General features: G+C 73.4%; 19 protein-coding genes. 7 read left to right on the top strand and 12 right to left on the bottom strand.

The genetic code is table 11. The features are described 5' to 3' along the window. Positions 1-316: 316 nt before the first annotated feature. Entirely contained in the window at positions 317-829 is a 513-nt protein-coding gene (gene msrA / locus ACZ4E1_RS13760; protein ID WP_467538980.1) for a peptide-methionine (S)-S-oxide reductase MsrA, read from the bottom strand. A 229-nt stretch (positions 830-1,058) separates the two neighbouring features. Here msrA and ACZ4E1_RS13755 point away from each other — a divergent pair, with 229 nt between their 5' ends. Then, complete coding sequence (locus ACZ4E1_RS13755; protein WP_467538978.1) at positions 1,059-2,423, top strand: FAD-dependent oxidoreductase; 1,365 nt, start codon at positions 1,059-1,061, stop codon at positions 2,421-2,423. 88 nt (positions 2,424-2,511) lie between these two features. Here ACZ4E1_RS13755 and ACZ4E1_RS13750 read toward each other — a convergent pair whose 3' ends face one another. Further along, a complete protein-coding gene (locus ACZ4E1_RS13750; protein ID WP_467538976.1) occupies positions 2,512-3,159 on the bottom strand; it encodes a DnaJ-like cysteine-rich domain-containing protein in 648 nt (215 codons plus the stop codon). A 136-nt stretch (positions 3,160-3,295) separates the two neighbouring features. On the opposite strand from ACZ4E1_RS13750, the gene ACZ4E1_RS13745 reads away from it, so the two are divergent. Continuing rightward, on the top strand, positions 3,296-3,778 hold the full coding sequence (locus ACZ4E1_RS13745; protein ID WP_467538974.1) for a 5-carboxymethyl-2-hydroxymuconate Delta-isomerase: 483 nt from the start codon (positions 3,296-3,298) through the stop codon (positions 3,776-3,778). Here ACZ4E1_RS13745 and ACZ4E1_RS13740 read toward each other — a convergent pair. From ACZ4E1_RS13740 to ACZ4E1_RS13720, 5 genes are all read right to left on the bottom strand, one after another. Next, positions 3,699-3,983 (bottom strand): hypothetical protein, encoded by a 285-nt coding sequence (locus ACZ4E1_RS13740; protein WP_467538972.1) that lies wholly within the window; start codon positions 3,981-3,983, stop codon positions 3,699-3,701. The two genes, ACZ4E1_RS13745 and ACZ4E1_RS13740, sit on opposite strands and share 80 nt — an antisense overlap. Positions 3,984-4,134: 151 nt before the next feature. Beyond that, positions 4,135-5,742 carry a phosphodiester glycosidase family protein gene (locus ACZ4E1_RS13735; RefSeq protein WP_467538968.1) on the bottom strand — a complete coding sequence of 536 codons (1,608 nt, stop codon included), beginning with the start codon at positions 5,740-5,742 and terminating at the stop codon, positions 4,135-4,137. Positions 5,743-5,826: 84 nt separating this feature from the next. Continuing rightward, complete coding sequence (locus ACZ4E1_RS13730) at positions 5,827-6,252, bottom strand: GNAT family N-acetyltransferase (protein WP_467538965.1); 426 nt, start codon at positions 6,250-6,252, stop codon at positions 5,827-5,829. A gap of 76 nt (positions 6,253-6,328) precedes the next feature. Further along, positions 6,329-6,739 (bottom strand): hypothetical protein, encoded by a 411-nt coding sequence (locus ACZ4E1_RS13725; protein ID WP_467538963.1) that lies wholly within the window; start codon positions 6,737-6,739, stop codon positions 6,329-6,331. A gap of 65 nt (positions 6,740-6,804) precedes the next feature. Further along, positions 6,805-7,653 carry an isocitrate lyase/PEP mutase family protein gene (locus tag ACZ4E1_RS13720; RefSeq protein WP_467538961.1) on the bottom strand — a complete coding sequence of 283 codons (849 nt, stop codon included), beginning with the start codon at positions 7,651-7,653 and terminating at the stop codon, positions 6,805-6,807. A 192-nt stretch (positions 7,654-7,845) separates the two neighbouring features. Between ACZ4E1_RS13720 and ACZ4E1_RS13715 the strand changes: the two genes are divergently transcribed. Both ACZ4E1_RS13715 and ACZ4E1_RS13710 read left to right on the top strand, forming a co-directional pair. Beyond that, positions 7,846-8,316, top strand: coding sequence for a peroxiredoxin (locus ACZ4E1_RS13715; protein ID WP_467538959.1), 471 nt, complete (start codon positions 7,846-7,848; stop codon positions 8,314-8,316). Positions 8,317-8,583: 267 nt separating this feature from the next. Then, the gene (locus ACZ4E1_RS13710; RefSeq protein WP_467538957.1) at positions 8,584-8,916 is read left to right on the top strand and encodes an HPP family protein; all 333 of its coding nucleotides are present in this window, start codon (positions 8,584-8,586) and stop codon (positions 8,914-8,916) included. A gap of 7 nt (positions 8,917-8,923) precedes the next feature. Here ACZ4E1_RS13710 and ACZ4E1_RS13705 read toward each other — a convergent pair whose 3' ends face one another. The 4 genes from ACZ4E1_RS13705 to ACZ4E1_RS13690 form a co-directional block, all read right to left on the bottom strand. Beyond that, the gene (locus ACZ4E1_RS13705; RefSeq protein ID WP_467538955.1) at positions 8,924-9,823 is read right to left on the bottom strand and encodes an NAD(+)/NADH kinase; all 900 of its coding nucleotides are present in this window, start codon (positions 9,821-9,823) and stop codon (positions 8,924-8,926) included. Further along, positions 9,820-10,842, bottom strand: coding sequence for an SPFH domain-containing protein (locus ACZ4E1_RS13700; RefSeq protein ID WP_467538953.1), 1,023 nt, complete (start codon positions 10,840-10,842; stop codon positions 9,820-9,822). Before ACZ4E1_RS13700 ends, ACZ4E1_RS13705 begins: the two co-directional genes overlap by 4 nt. Positions 10,843-10,925: 83 nt before the next feature. Then, a complete protein-coding gene (locus tag ACZ4E1_RS13695; protein ID WP_467538950.1) occupies positions 10,926-11,393 on the bottom strand; it encodes a RidA family protein in 468 nt (155 codons plus the stop codon). A 43-nt stretch (positions 11,394-11,436) separates the two neighbouring features. Beyond that, positions 11,437-12,762: a lipase family protein gene (locus ACZ4E1_RS13690; RefSeq protein WP_467538948.1), complete on the bottom strand. Its 1,326-nt coding sequence runs from the start codon at positions 12,760-12,762 to the stop codon at positions 11,437-11,439. 179 nt (positions 12,763-12,941) lie between these two features. On the opposite strand from ACZ4E1_RS13690, the gene ACZ4E1_RS13685 reads away from it, so the two are divergent. After that, a complete protein-coding gene (locus ACZ4E1_RS13685) occupies positions 12,942-13,475 on the top strand; it encodes a hypothetical protein (protein ID WP_467538946.1) in 534 nt (177 codons plus the stop codon). Between the two features lie 13 nt (positions 13,476-13,488). Here the strand turns inward: ACZ4E1_RS13685 and ACZ4E1_RS13680 are convergent, their stop codons facing one another. After that, the gene (locus ACZ4E1_RS13680; RefSeq protein WP_467538944.1) at positions 13,489-13,971 is read right to left on the bottom strand and encodes a GNAT family N-acetyltransferase; all 483 of its coding nucleotides are present in this window, start codon (positions 13,969-13,971) and stop codon (positions 13,489-13,491) included. 152 nt (positions 13,972-14,123) lie between these two features. Here ACZ4E1_RS13680 and ACZ4E1_RS13675 point away from each other — a divergent pair, with 152 nt between their 5' ends. Continuing rightward, entirely contained in the window at positions 14,124-14,285 is a 162-nt protein-coding gene (locus ACZ4E1_RS13675; RefSeq protein WP_399123837.1) for a hypothetical protein, read from the top strand. Positions 14,286-14,466: 181 nt separating this feature from the next. Then, positions 14,467-15,342 (top strand): SGNH/GDSL hydrolase family protein, encoded by an 876-nt coding sequence (locus ACZ4E1_RS13670; RefSeq protein WP_467538939.1) that lies wholly within the window; start codon positions 14,467-14,469, stop codon positions 15,340-15,342. The last annotated feature ends 34 nt before the right edge of the window (positions 15,343-15,376 follow it).

Raw genomic sequence — 15,376 nt, 5'->3', positions numbered from 1 at the left:
ATCGACGCTCGTACCGGTGCTCGTCTTCGTGGTCTCACTGTTCATGGGGTGTCTCCTGTGCGTCCGCGTGACCGTGGGGTCGTCGCGTCGAGGCGGAGGCGCCGGACGGCGGGCCGCGATCGTCACAGGGTGGAAGCGCCAGAGGAGCACCACAGAGAAACACCGGCGGACCGTGTCCGGTCGCCGGTGGAAGGTGGAACGTCAGGCGGCGGCAACCGGCGAGCTGGTCGCTCGCGCGGTCGCGGTGATGCTGCGGTGGATGACGTTCATGAGTCGACGGTAACGCGCCCCGCCGACCCGGTCACGTGATTTTCTCTCAGGCCTCCGCGCGCCGGGGCAGCTTCCAGTTCGGGCGCGGGAAGTGGCAGGTGTATCCGTCGGGGTAGCGCTCCAGGTAGTCCTGGTGCTCGGGCTCGGCCTCCCAGAAGTCACCGAGCGGCTCGACCTCGGTGACGACCTTGCCGGGCCACAGGCCACTGGCGTCCACGTCGGCGATGGTGTCGACGGCGGTCGCGCGCTGCGCGTCGTCCGCGAAGTAGATCGCGGAGCGGTAGCTGCGGCCCAGGTCGTTGCCCTGGCGGTCGCGGGTGCTCGGGTCGTGGATCTGGAAGAAGAACTCCAGCAGGTCACGGTAGGTGGTGGCCGACGGGTCGTAGACGATCTCGATGGCCTCGGCGTGATCGCCGTGGTTGCGGTACGTCGCGTTCGGAGTGTCACCGCCGGTGTAGCCGACGCGAGTGGACAGCACTCCGGGCAGCTTCCGGATCAGGTCCTGCATCCCCCAGAAGCAGCCGCCCGCCAGTACGGCCTTCTCGGTTTCCTTGGTCATGCGACGCTCCCTGTACTACGTGGCACGGCTGACCTTCAGCCCCGCCCGGACGTGTCCAACAGCGGCACCGTACGGTCTATGCCCGAAGCCCGCAGGCACCCAAGCCAGGCTATGGCATCTCATAACCTTCCCTTATGACCCCATAGACCGGACCCGCCTGCCAACTAAGGCTTGCCTTACTTTAAGATCTCTTCGAGTACCCCCTGGACCACTCGAAGGGAACCTGAACATGCCCCGCCCCCTGAGGGTCGCCGTCGTCGGAGCCGGCCCCGCCGGCATCTACGCCGCAGACGCGCTGCTCAAGTCCGCCGCGGCCGCCGAGCCGGGGGTGTCCATCGACCTCTTCGAGCGCATGCCGGCCCCCTTCGGCCTGATCCGCTACGGCGTCGCCCCCGACCACCCCCGCATCAAGGGCATCGTCACCGCTCTCCACCAGGTCCTCGACAAGCCGCAGGTCCGCCTCTTCGGCAACGTGAACTACGGCGCCGACATCCACCTGGACGATCTGCGTGCGTTCTACGACGCCGTGGTCTTCTCGACCGGCGCCATGTTCGACCGCGAGCTGAAGATCCCCGGCGTCGGCCTGGACGGCTCCTTCGGCGCCGCCGACTTCGCCTCCTGGTACGACGGCCACCCGGACGTGCCCCGCACCTGGGACCTGTCGGCCGAGAAGGTCGCCGTCCTCGGCGTCGGCAACGTCGCCCTCGACGTCGCCCGCATCCTCGCGAAGACCGCCGAGGAGCTGCTGCCGACCGAGATCCCGGCCAACGTCCACGACGGGCTCAAGGCCAACAAGGCCGTGGAGATCCACGTCTTCGGCCGCCGCGGACCGGCCCAGGCCAAGTTCAGCCCCATGGAGCTGCGCGAGCTGGACCACTCCCCCACCATCGAGGTCATCGTCAACCCCGAGGACATCGACTACGACGAGGGCTCGATCGCGGAGCGCCGCAAGAACAAGCAGACCGACATGGTCGCCAAGACGCTGGAGAACTGGGCGATCCGCGACGTCGGCGACCGCCCGCACAAGCTCTTCCTGCACTTCTTCGAGTCGCCGGTCGAGATCCTCGGCGAGGACGGCAAGGTCGTCGGCCTGCGCACCGAGCGCACCGAGCTGGACGGCACGGGCAACGTCAAGGGCACGGGCCGCACGACCGACTGGGACATCACGTCCGTCTACCGCGCCGTCGGCTACCTCTCCGACGAGCTGCCCAAGCTCCCCTGGGACGTCACCACCGGCACCGTGCCCGACGAGGGTGGCCGTGTCATCGAGGAGGGCGGCACGCACCTGTCGTCGACGTACGTCACCGGCTGGATCCGACGCGGTCCCGTGGGCCTGATCGGGCACACCAAGGGCGACGCCAACGAGACGATCGCCAACCTGCTCGAGGACCACGCCGAGGGCCGCCTCCAGACGCCGTCCACCCCGGCCCCCGAGGCCGTCGAGGCCTTCCTCGGGGAGCGCGGCGTGCGCTACACGACGTGGGAGGGCTGGTACAAGCTCGACGCCGCCGAGAAGGCGCTCGGCGAGCCGCAGGGCCGCGAGCGCGTGAAGATCGTCGAGCGCGACGAGATGCTGGACGCGAGCGGCGCCTGATCCGCCACCACCAGTACGCACAGGCGAGCCGCCGGCCCCGGGACCTCCGGGGCCGGCGGCTCGCCCGCGTGACGACGCCTGACCGCGCTCAGCCGGACCGCCGCGGCCGCTGACCCGCACCCCGGCACACCAGGCACACGTTGTCGCCGTGGCAGTCCGGGCAGCCGGAGCGGTAGCCGGTGTAGGAGCCGCTGCGCAGGAAGACGATGCGGCCCTCGCAGGTGGGGCACCCGCCGAGCCCCTCGCACTCGGGGCACAGCTCGTGCCCCGGGCTCACGGTCCGCGTGGTGACGACGGGTTCGGGGCTCACCCAGGTGTACAGCCGGGTCACGGGGGTGCGGCCGTAGAGGTCGACGGCCCGGGCGGACAGCCGGAACTGGATCTCGAAGCCGTCCCGGGCCCCGGAGACGATCGCGTCGTACCGCGTCCGGACGCTCTCGCGTTCCCCCGCTCCGGTCCCGGTCGTCCAGCCCGCCGCCGCCAGGACGGCACGGGCCCGTTCCGGGAGCCCGGAGTCCGGCCCGAGTGCCTCCGCCGGGCGCGGAAGGCGCCCGGACAGGGCCTGGTAACGGCCGTCCGGTGTCCAGGGGTCGTCGGTCCACAGGTGGTCGAAGCCGGTGAGGCCGGGCGCGGCTCCGGGAACCAGCTCGGACGCGAACCGCTCCATGTGCCGGGCCAACTCCTCCACCGAGCGGCGCAGTTCCCGCCGCGCCCCGGCGATCTCCTTCTCGGGCATCCGCCCCGCCCTCCCCCTACGTCGTCGGCACGTCGCCGCGATTCTGCCCCGGACGGCGCGGGGGGTTAAGGTGACAGACGCTGTAGTTGCATTCTGAACTTATTTTTCCGCCCTGTGCACCTGCCCTGGAGGCGCCGTGCCTCACGTCACCGTCGACTACTCGCCGGGGCTCGCCGGCACCTTCGACCGGCGGGCCTTCGCCGCCGCGCTGCACGCGCTGGTGGTGGAGGCCGCGGGCTCCCAGGGGACGTGCAAGGTCTTCTTCCGCGCGGCCACGGAGACGTACGTGATGGGGAGCGAGGACGAGGACACCCCGGTCGCGCACGTGGAGGTGGCGCTGCTGCCCGGGCGCAGCGAGGGGACGCTCGCGCGGCTGTCGGCGAAGGTGCTGGAGCTGCTGCGCACCCATCTGGGGCCGGGGACGGGCCCGGGCGGGGACGAGGACGGGGGCATCGGCGTCGTGTGCTCGGTGGAGGTCAGACCGCTCGCCGCGTACAGCCTGTATCCGACGCGGCTGACGTCACGGGCGGGGGCGGCGCTCAGGTCGTGGACCCGCACCGGCCGCAGGTCCCGAGCCAGCGGCGCAGCGCGTGATGCACGGTGTCGGGCAGGGCGCTGAGTCGTTCGATCGCCTCGGTGTCGCCGGGCGAGGGGGCGACCCCGGCCGCGGTGAGCAGGGCGTGCAGGTCGAGGCGGCGCAGGTCGCGCGGGTCGACGTGGCAGGGCAGCCGGTCGGCCGGGTTCGGCGGGGGCAGGAGCCAGTCGCCGGCCGGCGGGGCGTCGTACATCAGCAGGTCGTCGGGGTGCGTCGTGATCGTCTGCATGCCGCTCTCCTCGGTGGGGTGAGCCGTTCCTGTCCCCCTCCGAGAGGCGCTCGGGGCGCCGCGCGGTTGCGGCGCCGGCCGAGGTTCACACGATGGACGCAATCCACGGATAGTCGGACGACTCGGGCGGCGCCGGGCGCGGTGCTCCCGCTCAGGGCAGGATCAACAGGGCGTCTCCCACCGGCCGTTCACCGGTCGCGTCGGACGGTTTGTTGATCACCGCGTCGTCCACGACCATCGTGGTCGAGCCGCCCCCGTCGAGGTTCACGGCGTCGCGCAGGCCGAGGCTCCGGGCCACGGCGGCGCTCTCGGGAATCGACAGTCCGAGCGCGTCGGTCGACCGGCCGTCGGCGGTGACGAGGACGGTGCGTCCGGCGGCGTCGATCCCGGCGAGGGTGCGCGGGTTCCGCTTGTGGACCCAGCCGTAGTAGAAGCTCGGGTTGCCGGGCTGGACCATGCCGTCGGCCGCGGGGGTGACGTGCGGGCGTCCGCCCCGGACGAGTTCGGGTCCGCCGTTGAGCACGCTCGTGCCCGGGGTGGGCGTGAGCTTGCGGCCGTCCTCGTCGCGCAGATCGCCGCGCACCGCGAGGCGCCGCCCCACGGTCGCGAGCCCCTCCAGGTCGTCCACGAGGTCTCCGGTGGCCTGGACCGAACTGCCGCCGGCCGGGAGCGGTCCACCGCGCGGCGTCCGCACCTCGATGACCTCGCCGGTCGCGTCCAGGACCGCCTCCGCCCCGTCACCGGCCGGGGTGCGGGCGCCGAACTCGGGGGTGAACGCGACGAGTTCGTCCGGGTCGGCGCAGGTGACGTCGTGCAGCGGGAGCGCCGTGGGGGTGTCGTCGGCGGTGCCGCCGCAGTTGCGGATCAGGCCGGGGACGCGGTCGACGCCGTCCAGCGGGAGCGAGCCGTGCGGGCCGGCCACCCGGCCCTGCCAGGACAGGCGGCTGATCTCGCCGCGCCGGGCGTCCTCGCGGAACACGAACCCGGGGCGTCCGCGCACCGGTTCGCTCAGCAGCCGCCCGTCGTAGACGCCGATGCCGGCGGGATCGCCGGGTGCGCCCGCGCGCGGGTCGAGGACGAAGAAGCCCGCGTTCACGGCGGCGCTCGCCCCGGCGTCGGCGGCCAGCCGGCTGGTCGTCTCGCGCTGCTCCAGATCGGGTCCGTACGAGGCCTTCAGCGAGCCGCGGAAGCGATGCGGGTCGATGGTGAGGACGTCGACGCGCCAGGGCCCCCGGTCGTCCGCGTCCCCGTCCCAGCCGGTGTAGACGGTGGAGCCCGTGTAGCCGGCGGCGCGCAGCCGGGTGCGTACGGCGTCGGCGTCGGTCCGGGCGTCGAAGGTCCCGACGCGGACGCGCCGGCCGAGGCTGCCGCCCGCGTAGTCGGCGACCGCCTCGGTGACGACCTCTTCGGTGCGCGCGTCGAAGCCGTCCGCGCGCAGCGCGGTCACCAACCGGTCGGCGCTGGCCCGGTCGTTGAGCGCGCTGGGCGGGGCGTCGGGGTCAGGTGAGCCCGGGCCGCCGGGGATGGAGACCTCCACGGTCCACGGCAGTGCGGGGGCGTCGGCGCCGCGCACGATGCGGGTGAGGGTGACGCCGGGTTGGAGCGTCCGGGTGGTCCGGGTCTCGGTCAGGCCGGGCGCGCCGAGCGGCAGGCCCCGGTCGCCGTCGGCGCGGGGCGCGGACGCGGCGGGCGCGACCAGGCCTCCGACCACCGCCAGCGCCGACATCACCGTGCACGCACCGAGCAGTCGTCTGTTCACGTCTCCCCCTCGACCGGAACGCAGCCCCGGCCAACGGTGCAGGTCGGGCCGTCTCCCGTCAAGGCGTGCGCGTCTGAGCCTCCGTCACGGCGTGAGGACCATGAGGCCGTCCGGATCGGGGTAGGGGACGAACCCGGCCCGGGCGTAGACCGCGTGGGCGTCGCGTGTGCTGAGCAGCACGCGTTTCAGGCCGCACGGTTCGAGATGATCGCGCACCGCCCGGGCGAGCCAGGTGCCGAGACCGACGCCGCGGTGCGCGGGGCTGACGTAGACGTCGCAGAGCCAGACGAAGGTCGCGTGGTCGGTGACGACCCGGGCGTACGCGACCTGGGCTCCGGCGGCGTCGTGGACGGTGAGGTTCACCGAGTTCCGTGCCGCCGTCTCGACCTTCTCGCGGCTTCGGCCGAGGGCCCAGAAGGCGTCGGTGGAGAGCCAGTGGTGCACGAGGTCGAGGTCGACCCGCGCCGGGTCGGTGGAGAGCGTGTAGCCGTCTTCCCTGCTGCTGATCATGGAGGAGCAGCGTAGTACGGCACCTCGGACGACCCGAGCGCATATGTGGCGGATCCACATGCCCGCGCCCGCACCGTCAGTTCGGGTCGTCCGGCGGGGAGAGGCGGTGGTAGGCGGCGCGCGCGTGGAGGACGCGGGCCGTGACCGTGCCGAGGACCGTGGCCGTCAGGAGGCAGGCCATCCAGCCCGGGTCGCGGTGGCCGGCCCAGGAGAGTTCGCCCGCGGGTTCGGTGCCCAGGACGTTGAGGCAGATCCAGCACAGGAGGGCGGTGCCCGGGGCCGCGGCGAGGCGGCCCCGGCTGCCCAGCAGGGCGGCGAGCAGGGACACGGTGACGAGTGCGACGCCGGTGCGGTCGAGCATCCCGCACACGTCGAGGAGGACGACCAGAGCGAACGCGCCCGCGTAGGCGACGGTCCAGATCAGCGGAGTCGCCCAGGGGTCGGGGACCTGGCGGGCGCCTCGGCTCATCCATCGCCACTCCACCATCACCGGCTCCCTCCCGCGCACCGCGTCGTCCAGGGCCCGGCACGGCCGGCGCCCCCGCCGGAACGCTACCCCTCGGCGCCGCGGGCGCCCGCGGCGGGCCCTGCCGTGAGCAGGGCGTTCAGGTCGCCGAAGTCGAGGGCGTCGGCGAGCGGTCCGTAGCCGCCGGTGCCGAGCAGTTCGAGCGTGGCCCGGCGAGCGGCCGTGTAGGCGGCCTGCGCGACGCCCGAGCCGAGACTGACCCTGGCCACACCGGCCCGGCCCAGTGCGGTGACGGTGGGGGCGCCCGGCCCCGCCATGGCGTTGAGCGGTACGGAAATCTTCGCCGCGAGGGTGGTGAGGACGTCGAGGTCGACGACTCCGGGGACGAAGACGCCGTCGGCGCCCGCGTCCACGTACTGCCGGGCCCGGTCCAGGGTGTCGGCGAGCCGGTCCGCCTCCGCGCCGAGTCCGAAGAGGTACGTGTCGACCCGGGCGTTGACGAACAGGTCGAGGCCTTCCGCGTCGGCGGCGGCGCGGGCCGCGCGGATCCGTGCGGCGAGTTCGGCGGGCGGACGCGTGCCGTCCTCGATGTTGATGCCGACGGCTCCGGCCGCGAGCACCTGGCGCACGGTCGCGCCGACCTCGGCGGGGTCGGCGCCGTACCCGCTCTCGATGTCCACGGTGACCGGGACGGTGACGGCGGCGGTGACGCGGCGGATCGCGCCGAGGGCGTCCTCGCGGTTCAGCGCGTCCCCGTCCGGGCGGCCGAGCGACCAGGCGACCCCGGCGCTCGTGGTGGCGATCGCGGGCGCTCCGGCGGCCTCGACGACGCGGGCGGAGGCGACGTCCCAGGCGTTGGCGAGGGCGAGCGGACGGGAGGCGGTATGCAGGGCGCGGAAGCGGCGGGCGAGCTCGTCGTGCGGGGTGGTCGTCATACGAGGAGTCAAGCACCGGGGCGGGGCGTGGTTCCGGCAGGAATCCGACATCGACGTGAAGCGAGGGGGAAGGCGAGGGGCGAAGCGCCCCGGGCCCTGCGGGCCCCGCGCCCGATCCCTACCCGTACCGGCGAGTACGATCGCGCTCGTCCCCGTAGAACCGCGCCCGACCCCCGAACCGTGGAGTGTGCCGTGCCCACAGCCAACCGGATCCAAGTCGGTTCCGTCGTCCCGGACTTCGAGCTGCCCGACGCGACCGGGACGCCGACCTCGCTCTCCTCGCTGCTGGCGGACGGGCCGGTCGTGCTGTTCTTCTACCCGGCCGCGCTGACGCCGGGCTGCACCGCCGAGGCCTGCCACTTCCGCGATCTGGCGGCCGAGTTCGCCGAGGTGGGCGCCCGGCCGGTCGGGGTCAGCTCCGACGCGGTCGAGCGGCAGGCCGAGTTCGCGGGGCGCCACACGCTGGGCTTCCCGCTGCTCTCCGACCCGGAGGGCGTGGTGCGCGGGCAGTTCGGCGCGGCGCGCGGCTTCGGTCCGCTGCCCACGAAGCGGGCGACGTTCGTGATCGGCACGGACCGCCGCGTCCTGGAGGTCGTGCGCAGCGAGTTCCGGATGAGCGCGCACGCGGACCGGGCGCTGGAGGTCCTGCGCGCGGCCCGCTAGCAGGCGGCGCGCCCGGGAGGAGCGCGCTGACCACCATGCGGATACTTGAACCCTCATTCAACGTTTTGTTTATGATCGCGGGACCCCAGCCGCCCGACCGGAGTCCCGCATGCCCACGCCACCCCCGCCCGCCGCGCCTCGTCCGCACCCCCTGCACGTCCTGCGGACCACCGCCTTCGCGATCGGCGCCCTGCTCGTGCTCGTCGGGGTCGGGGCCTGCTCCACCAGCCGCTGCTCATACCGCCGCTGGCGGCGAGCGCCGCGCTGGTGCACGGCGCGCCCGGTCTGCCGATCTCACAGCCGCGCAACATCATCTGCGGCCAGCTGCTCTCCGCCGCCATAGGCTTCGGGACGCTCGCCGTCATGGGGAGCAACGGCTGGGCCGCGGCCGTCGCCGCCGGTCTTTCGCTCGGCGCGATGATGCTCACCCACACCTCGCACTCCCCCGCCGTGGCCACCACGGTGATCGTGGTGCTCCAGGCGCCGCACCCACTGCCGTTCCTCCCCCTGCTGGCGCTCGGCACCGCCCTCCTCGTCGCCATCGGCCTGCTCCCCGGCCGCATCGGCGCCCACCCGGTGCGCTATCCGCTGACCTGGTGAACCCCGTTCAGACGAGCAGCCTGAGCCGGTCCGCGCAGCGGCCCACCCGGACGGTCTGACCCCAGGTCAGGCCGAGCGCGTCGCTCTCCACGCCGTCGCCGAAGGCGACGAGCCGCTCGGACTCGACGGTCAGGCTCAGCCGGGCGGCGGCCCGCAGTTCGCCCCCGTTCAGGCTCGTCCCGGTGGCCGGCGAGGGCCAGGCCTCGCGGACGTACCACAGGAGGCGGTCGTCGGTCGGCGCCGGCAGCGCGAGCCCGCCGCCGCGCTCCTGCCACACCGAGCGGATCCATCCCGTGGCCCCCGTTCCGGTGCCGACCAGCACTCCGGAGGAGGCCTGGGCCTCGACGACACCCCCGTCGTCCTCGAGGCCCAGGCGGTAGCGGGCGGTCTGATGACCGGCGGAGCCCACGTAGATCTCGTTGAGCGCGACCAGGCGCTGACCGTCGTCCGTGACGGCCTCGACCATGGTCAGCTCGTCCACCCCGGCCCCGGACGCGAGCGCGGCGGGCAGCAGCCGCGACACGTCGGCGGGCCGGTGCCGGACGAGCACGCCCGGATTGCGGCCCGGCTCGGCGTCCACGCCCACCACGGGCCGCCCGGCCACGTACTTCGCCGCGTTGGCCACGAGCCCGTCCTGACCGACGACCACCACGACGTCCTCCGGCGCGAACAGGAAGCGGTCCAGGTCGGCCCGCTCCACCCGGGCCTGGCGCCAGTTCAGCGGTACGGCCGCGGCCGCCTCGGCGAGCGCCCGGTGCGCCCGGTGGTGCCGCTCGGCGATCTCCTCGATGGCACGTCCCCGTCCGGCCAGAAAGAACGCGGCCTGGCCGTGTGTCCCGTGGTGGGCGACCAGCTCCTCGTACTCGGTGGTGCGATGAACGAGGACGGCGCGCGGGGCGAGGCTCATGCCGACCGGCCGCCGTTCGCACCCTGCCCGGCGCCGAGCTTCGCCAGCAGCCCGGTCAGCACGTCCGGGGACACGGTGAGGCTGTCGATGCGCGGCAGGTTCTCGGCGAGCCGGGTGCCGGTGAGCGCGTGCAGGGTGGCCGCGTCGGTGTCGGCGTGCACCCGCAGCCACGCCGCCTGCGCCTGGGCGCGGGCCTCGCCGATCTCACGGGCGCCCTCGGCCTCGGCGCGGGCCAGCCGGACGGAACGCTCGGCCTCCGCCGTGGCGCGCACGGCGTCGGCGGCGGCCTGCTCCTCGGCCTCGCGGCGGGCGTTGGTGCCGCGCTGCTCGACGAGCTGCTCCTCCCGGCGGGCGAGTTCGATCCGGCTGGCCAGTTCGTTCTCGGCGATGGTCCGCTCGCGCTCGACGGCCACGGCCCGGCGTTCGTACGTGGCCCGGTCGGCCTCCTGCTGGATCCGCTCGCGGGCCGGGGTGCGCAGCGCGCGCTCGACCTCGGGCTCGGGGCGCAGCGCCATGACGCGGACGGCGACGACCTCGATCCCGGAGGCGGGCAGCCGGGGTTCGGCGGCGAGCCCGGCCGCGACCCGCTCCCGTACGGCTGTGACGCCGTCGGTCACGGCCGTCTCCAGCGGGGTGCGCGCGAGGACGTCGAGCGCGTGCTGCTGGGCGCTCTCCGTCAGAAGGGTGGAGAGCTGCTCCAGCGGGGCGCCGCGCCAGACGCCGGTGTCCGGGTCGACGGAGAAGTCGAGGTGCTCGGCGGCGACGGCCGGGTCGGCGATCCGGTACGTGAGCGTGGCCTGGACGGCGATGTCCTGGAAGTCGGCGGTACGTCCGTGGAAGGTCATCGCCAGTTCCCGGTCGTCGACCGGCACTTCGGAGAGCGCGGCGACGAGCGGGCGGAACCAGAAGCTCACGCCCGCGCCGTCGTGGGCGAGCCGGCCACCGCGGTGGTGACGGATGTGGGCGGTCGGCGTGCCCCGCAGATGGCGCCAGCCGAAGCGCTTGGTGATGTCGGCCATGACGAAAGGCTCCCCTCGTTCGAGTCAGCATGACTCTAAATCGGGGAGTCTTTTTCGTCAAGGAGACCAAAAAGGGAACAGGGTCAGCCCTCGGCGCCGTCGACGACGGCCGCGACGGCCTCCACCTCCACCAACTGGTCGTGGTAGCCCAGCACCGTGACGCCCATCAGCGTGCTGGGCACGTCGTGATCGCCGAAGGAGTCCCGTACGACCTGCCACGCGGTCACGAGATCCTCCTGCCGCGTCGTGGCGACCAGGACACGGGTGCTGATGACGTCCTCCAGCGTCGCGTCCGCGGCGGCGAGCGCGGTCCGCAGGTTCGCGACGCAGCGCGCCGCCTGGCCCGCGTAGTCACCGACGGCCACGGTCGAGCCGCCGTCGTCCAGCGGGCAGGAACCGGCGAGGAACACGAGCCGCGCCTCGGCCGGAGCCGTCGCGGCGTAGGCGTACTCGGCGACGTCGGACAGGGCGTCGGAACGGATGAGCGTGACGGAACGGGCCACGGCGGCAGGTCCCTTCGATCGGCGGAGCGGGGCGGAAAACCCGGTCATGCTGACACAGGACCCACCCCGGACTCCGCCGAATTTCCGGAGGTCAGGGCTTCCAGGGCAGCGTCGAGCAGTTCGTCCCCGCGGGCTTCCCGGCGATCCGGTCGGTGAGCCAGTCGACCGCGGGCCCCTGGTCGGTCAGGAGCGGCGCGAAGTGGTTGATCAGCGCCCGGCCCACGTCCGGCAGCACCACGGGCTTGTACGTGACCTGGGCACCGCGCCCGCACCAGTCGACGGCCAGCTGCCGCGCCTGGCCGTGCGGGACGAGGTCGTCGCTCACCCCGGTCGCGACCCGCACCGGGCTCGCGGGCCGCAGCTTGCCGATGCGTTGCTCGGCCAGGAAGACCTGGAGCCGCGGTTCGGCCTCGATGATCTGCGCGAGGGACCTCCCGTCGTTCGTCCACGAGGAGCTGCGCTGCGACGAGTAGGAGAAGATCGCGTCGCCGACGCACATCGTCGACAGGTCTTTCAGGGCGGCCTTGCCCTGGGCGCCGAGGTGAGCTTCGGCGATCGGCCTCAGTTCGGGGTCCGACTGGAGGAAGCCGTTGAGCGACCAGCCGAGCGCGCCGACGAGGTCGGTGCCGTCGATCGCCTTGGTCGTCTCGGTGAGGTCGGCGGGCGGGGCCCCCGCGTACGTGCCGGAGAGCCGGACGTCCGGGGCGTACGCGGGCTGGAGTTCGGCGGCGGCCGCGGTGGCACCGCCGCCCTGGCTGTAGCCGAACAGGCCCACGGGTGAGCCCTCCGTGACCGTGGCCTGCTTCAGGGAGCGGGCGGCACGGACCGCGTCGAGCACGGCGTGCGCCTCATCGAGCCGGTTGACATAGGTGTGCAGCCGGTCGGTGGCGCCCAGGCCGATGTAGTCGGTGACGACGACGGCGACGCCCTTGGCGAGCAGCCGGTAGATCGCGAGGTCCTCGTAACCGACGGACACGGTCTGCCCGTTGAGGCGCAGCGGGTGCTCCAGACCCATCGAGGCCGCGCACTGGTCGCCCTGCCCCATGGTGCCGGGGGCGAGCGCGACGAGCGGGCGGGGACCCGTGCCGCGCCACCGGGCGGCGGGCTCGATGTAGGCGCCGGTGACGGCGGCCGGCCGCCCGGAGGCGTCGGTGGTCTTGTACATGAGCCGGGTCGCGGTCCCGGGCAGCGGGCCGTGCAGGGTCGGCAGGCTGAGGGCGAGCGGCAGCGGCTCGGTGCGGATCACGGCGCCGTCGGCGGCGGGGAGTTCGGCGGGCGGGTCGTAGAACGCGGGGATCGGGACCCCGCGCGAGACCTCCCCGGTCGCGCCGGACGCGGCAGCGGCGGGCAGGGCCTGGGCGCCGAGGCAGGCGGCGGCGGTGACGGCCGCGGCCAGCAGACGGGTGGGGGCGGGCAAGGCGGACCTCCTGGGTACGGGCCGGAAGGCGGGCAGGCCGACAGGCGCGGGGGGCCGATGCCACCGGCTCCTCGCGCGTCGCCGGACGCTATCGGCCCGGGGGTTACCGCCGGTAGCGTCGCAGCGGTTACGGTTGAGTAACTTGCGGGCGCGGGGCACAGCCGTCCTAGATTGCGGACATGACCGAGGGGACGGCGCCTCAGATCGCGCCTCAGATCGCGGCGCAGGAGCGGGCCGACGTACTGCGCGAGCGGCTCAAGGAGCGCATCTACGCGTCACTGACGCTGCTGGCCGTACTGGTGGGCCTCGCCCAGAACGGACACGCCTCCCACCTCGGCGCGGCGGCCTCGGTCGGCGTCACCGCGCTCGGCCTGTGGCTCGCCACACTGGTCGCCGACATGCAGGCCCATCCGGTGGCGCACGGCCGGATGCCCCGGTTCACGGAGATCCGGCACACACTTTTCGTCTCCAGCCCCCTGCTGACGAGTGCCGCCGGGCCGCTCCTGCTGATCGGTCTGTCCGCCCTGGGCGCCCTGCACCTGACGACGGCGCTGTGGATCGCGGTCGGCAGTGAGGTGGCGTCCCTGGCGGCCTGGGGCTGCGCGGGCGGCCTGCGCACGGGCGCGGGCCCGCTGGGCGCCCTGGTCGTGGGCGCGCTCAACGCGGTGATCGGCATGGGCGTGGTCGCGGTGAAGCTGCTCGCCGGCCATTGAGCGCCCGGGGACTTCAGAGCACCCGGTGCATCACGTGCAGCCCGACCCGTCCGTGACGCGGGTGGTCGAACGCGTCCGGGACCGTGCCCAGAACGGTGAAGCCCAGCGAGGTCCACAGACGGACGGCCGGGTTCGTCTCGACGACCGCGTTGAAGACCATCGCCCGGAACCCGTCCGCCTTCGCCTCGGCCAGGACGCGCTCGGCGAGGGCGCGCCCGTAGCCGTGGCCGGACCGCGCGGGGTCCACCATGAATCCGGCGTTCGCGACGTCCGCGGCGGGCCCTCCGTAGTTGGCCTTCACGTACGCGGAGGCGACGACCGTCCCGGCGTCGTCCTCCACCACGAACACCCGCCGGCCCGGCCCGGTCCACAGCGCGCGGGCCTCGGGCTCACCGGTGTCGCGGTCCCAGGTGTACGTCTCGCCGGCGGCGACGATCCGCCGCCAGAAGGGCCAGACGCGCTCCCAGTCGTCCGCGCGGGCATCCCTGATCAGCATGTTCCGAGTCTCGCACGGCTTCCTGGACAACTCGTCAGTAATGGACCCCCGCTCGCGCGCGGGCCCGCGCGCCCGCATAAGGTCCCTGTCTGTCCCCCTCTCGTCCCCCGCCCCAGGGGACCTGAAGATCCACACCAACAGGAGTTCACACCGTGCCCGCACCCTCCAGCTCCCCTGCCCCCATCTACGACCAGCTCGTGGACGAGCAGGGCGACGTGCTCGCCGACGTCCGTTCGGCGGCCCGGGAGACCGAGCGCACCGCCGAGAACGTCCTCGACTTCGCCCGCCCCGCGCCCGGAGAGCACGTGCGCTGAGCTGTCGCACCCCCTGATGGGCGGCCGGGGCCTCATCGGCCCCGCCCGCCCATTTGTCATGTCCGTGCACGCCTATTGACTCGTTTTCGAACTCGTCGGTAGCTTCAACTTCAGCGCGCTGGAACCCCCTGTTCTCACACGGAACTTGGCCTTGGGCCGAGCCGCATTCGAAGGAGTTCAGATGGCGATCCGCGCGTTCGGCGGCCGTGTCGCGGCCGTGGCGGCCACGGCCGGCGCAGCCCTCGTCACCCTCGGCGGGCCGGCCCATGCCACCGGGCAGCCCCTCCCCTACGTCGCCCTCGGCGACAGCTACAGCGCCGCGTCCGGGGTGCTGCCCCTGGACCCCTCGGCAAGCCCGCTGTGCGCCCGGTCCACGGCGAACTACCCGCACGTGATCGCCACGCGGACCGGAGCCGCGCTCAAGGACGTGACCTGCGGCGGCGCGCAGACCAAGGACTTCGCCGGGTCCCAGTACCCGGGTGTGGCCCCGCAGCTGGACGCGCTGTCGGACGACACCCGGCTGGTGACGCTGACCATCGGCGGCAACGACAACAACACGTTCATCAACACGATCCTGGCCTGCGCCTCCGCCGGGATCGCGACGGCCGGTCAGGGCGATCCGTGCCGCACCCTGTACGGCGACAGCTTCGCCAAGGACATCGACGGCAAGACGTACCCGGCGGTGAAGGCGGCGCTGGAGGCGGTGCGCAACAAGGCACCGAAGGCACGGGTCGCGGTGCTCGGCTACCCGTGGATCATGCCGGCGAAGGCCCAGGCGGGCTGCTTCCTGAAGATGCCGATCGCCTCCGGCGACGTCTCGTACGTGCGGGACATCCAGACGCACCTGAACGAGGCGGTGCGCAGGGCCGCCGCCGAGACCGGGTCCACGTACGTCGACCTGGGCACGGCCTCCGAGGGGCACGACGCGTGCCAGTCGAGCGGCACCCGCTGGGTGGAGCCCGCGCTGTTCGGCACCAACTTCGTGCCCGTGCACCCCAACGCGCGGGGCGAGGCGGCGATGGCCGACCTGACCCTGGGCGCGCTGGGCCTGCGCTGACCTGAACGGCGCAGTCCGACAGGGACACGCCCCT

The organism is Streptomyces sp. NPDC025806 (assembly GCF_055558275.1).
The sequence above is the reverse complement of the archived record's forward strand: the minus strand, read 5'-3'. Positions and strand labels throughout refer to the sequence as shown.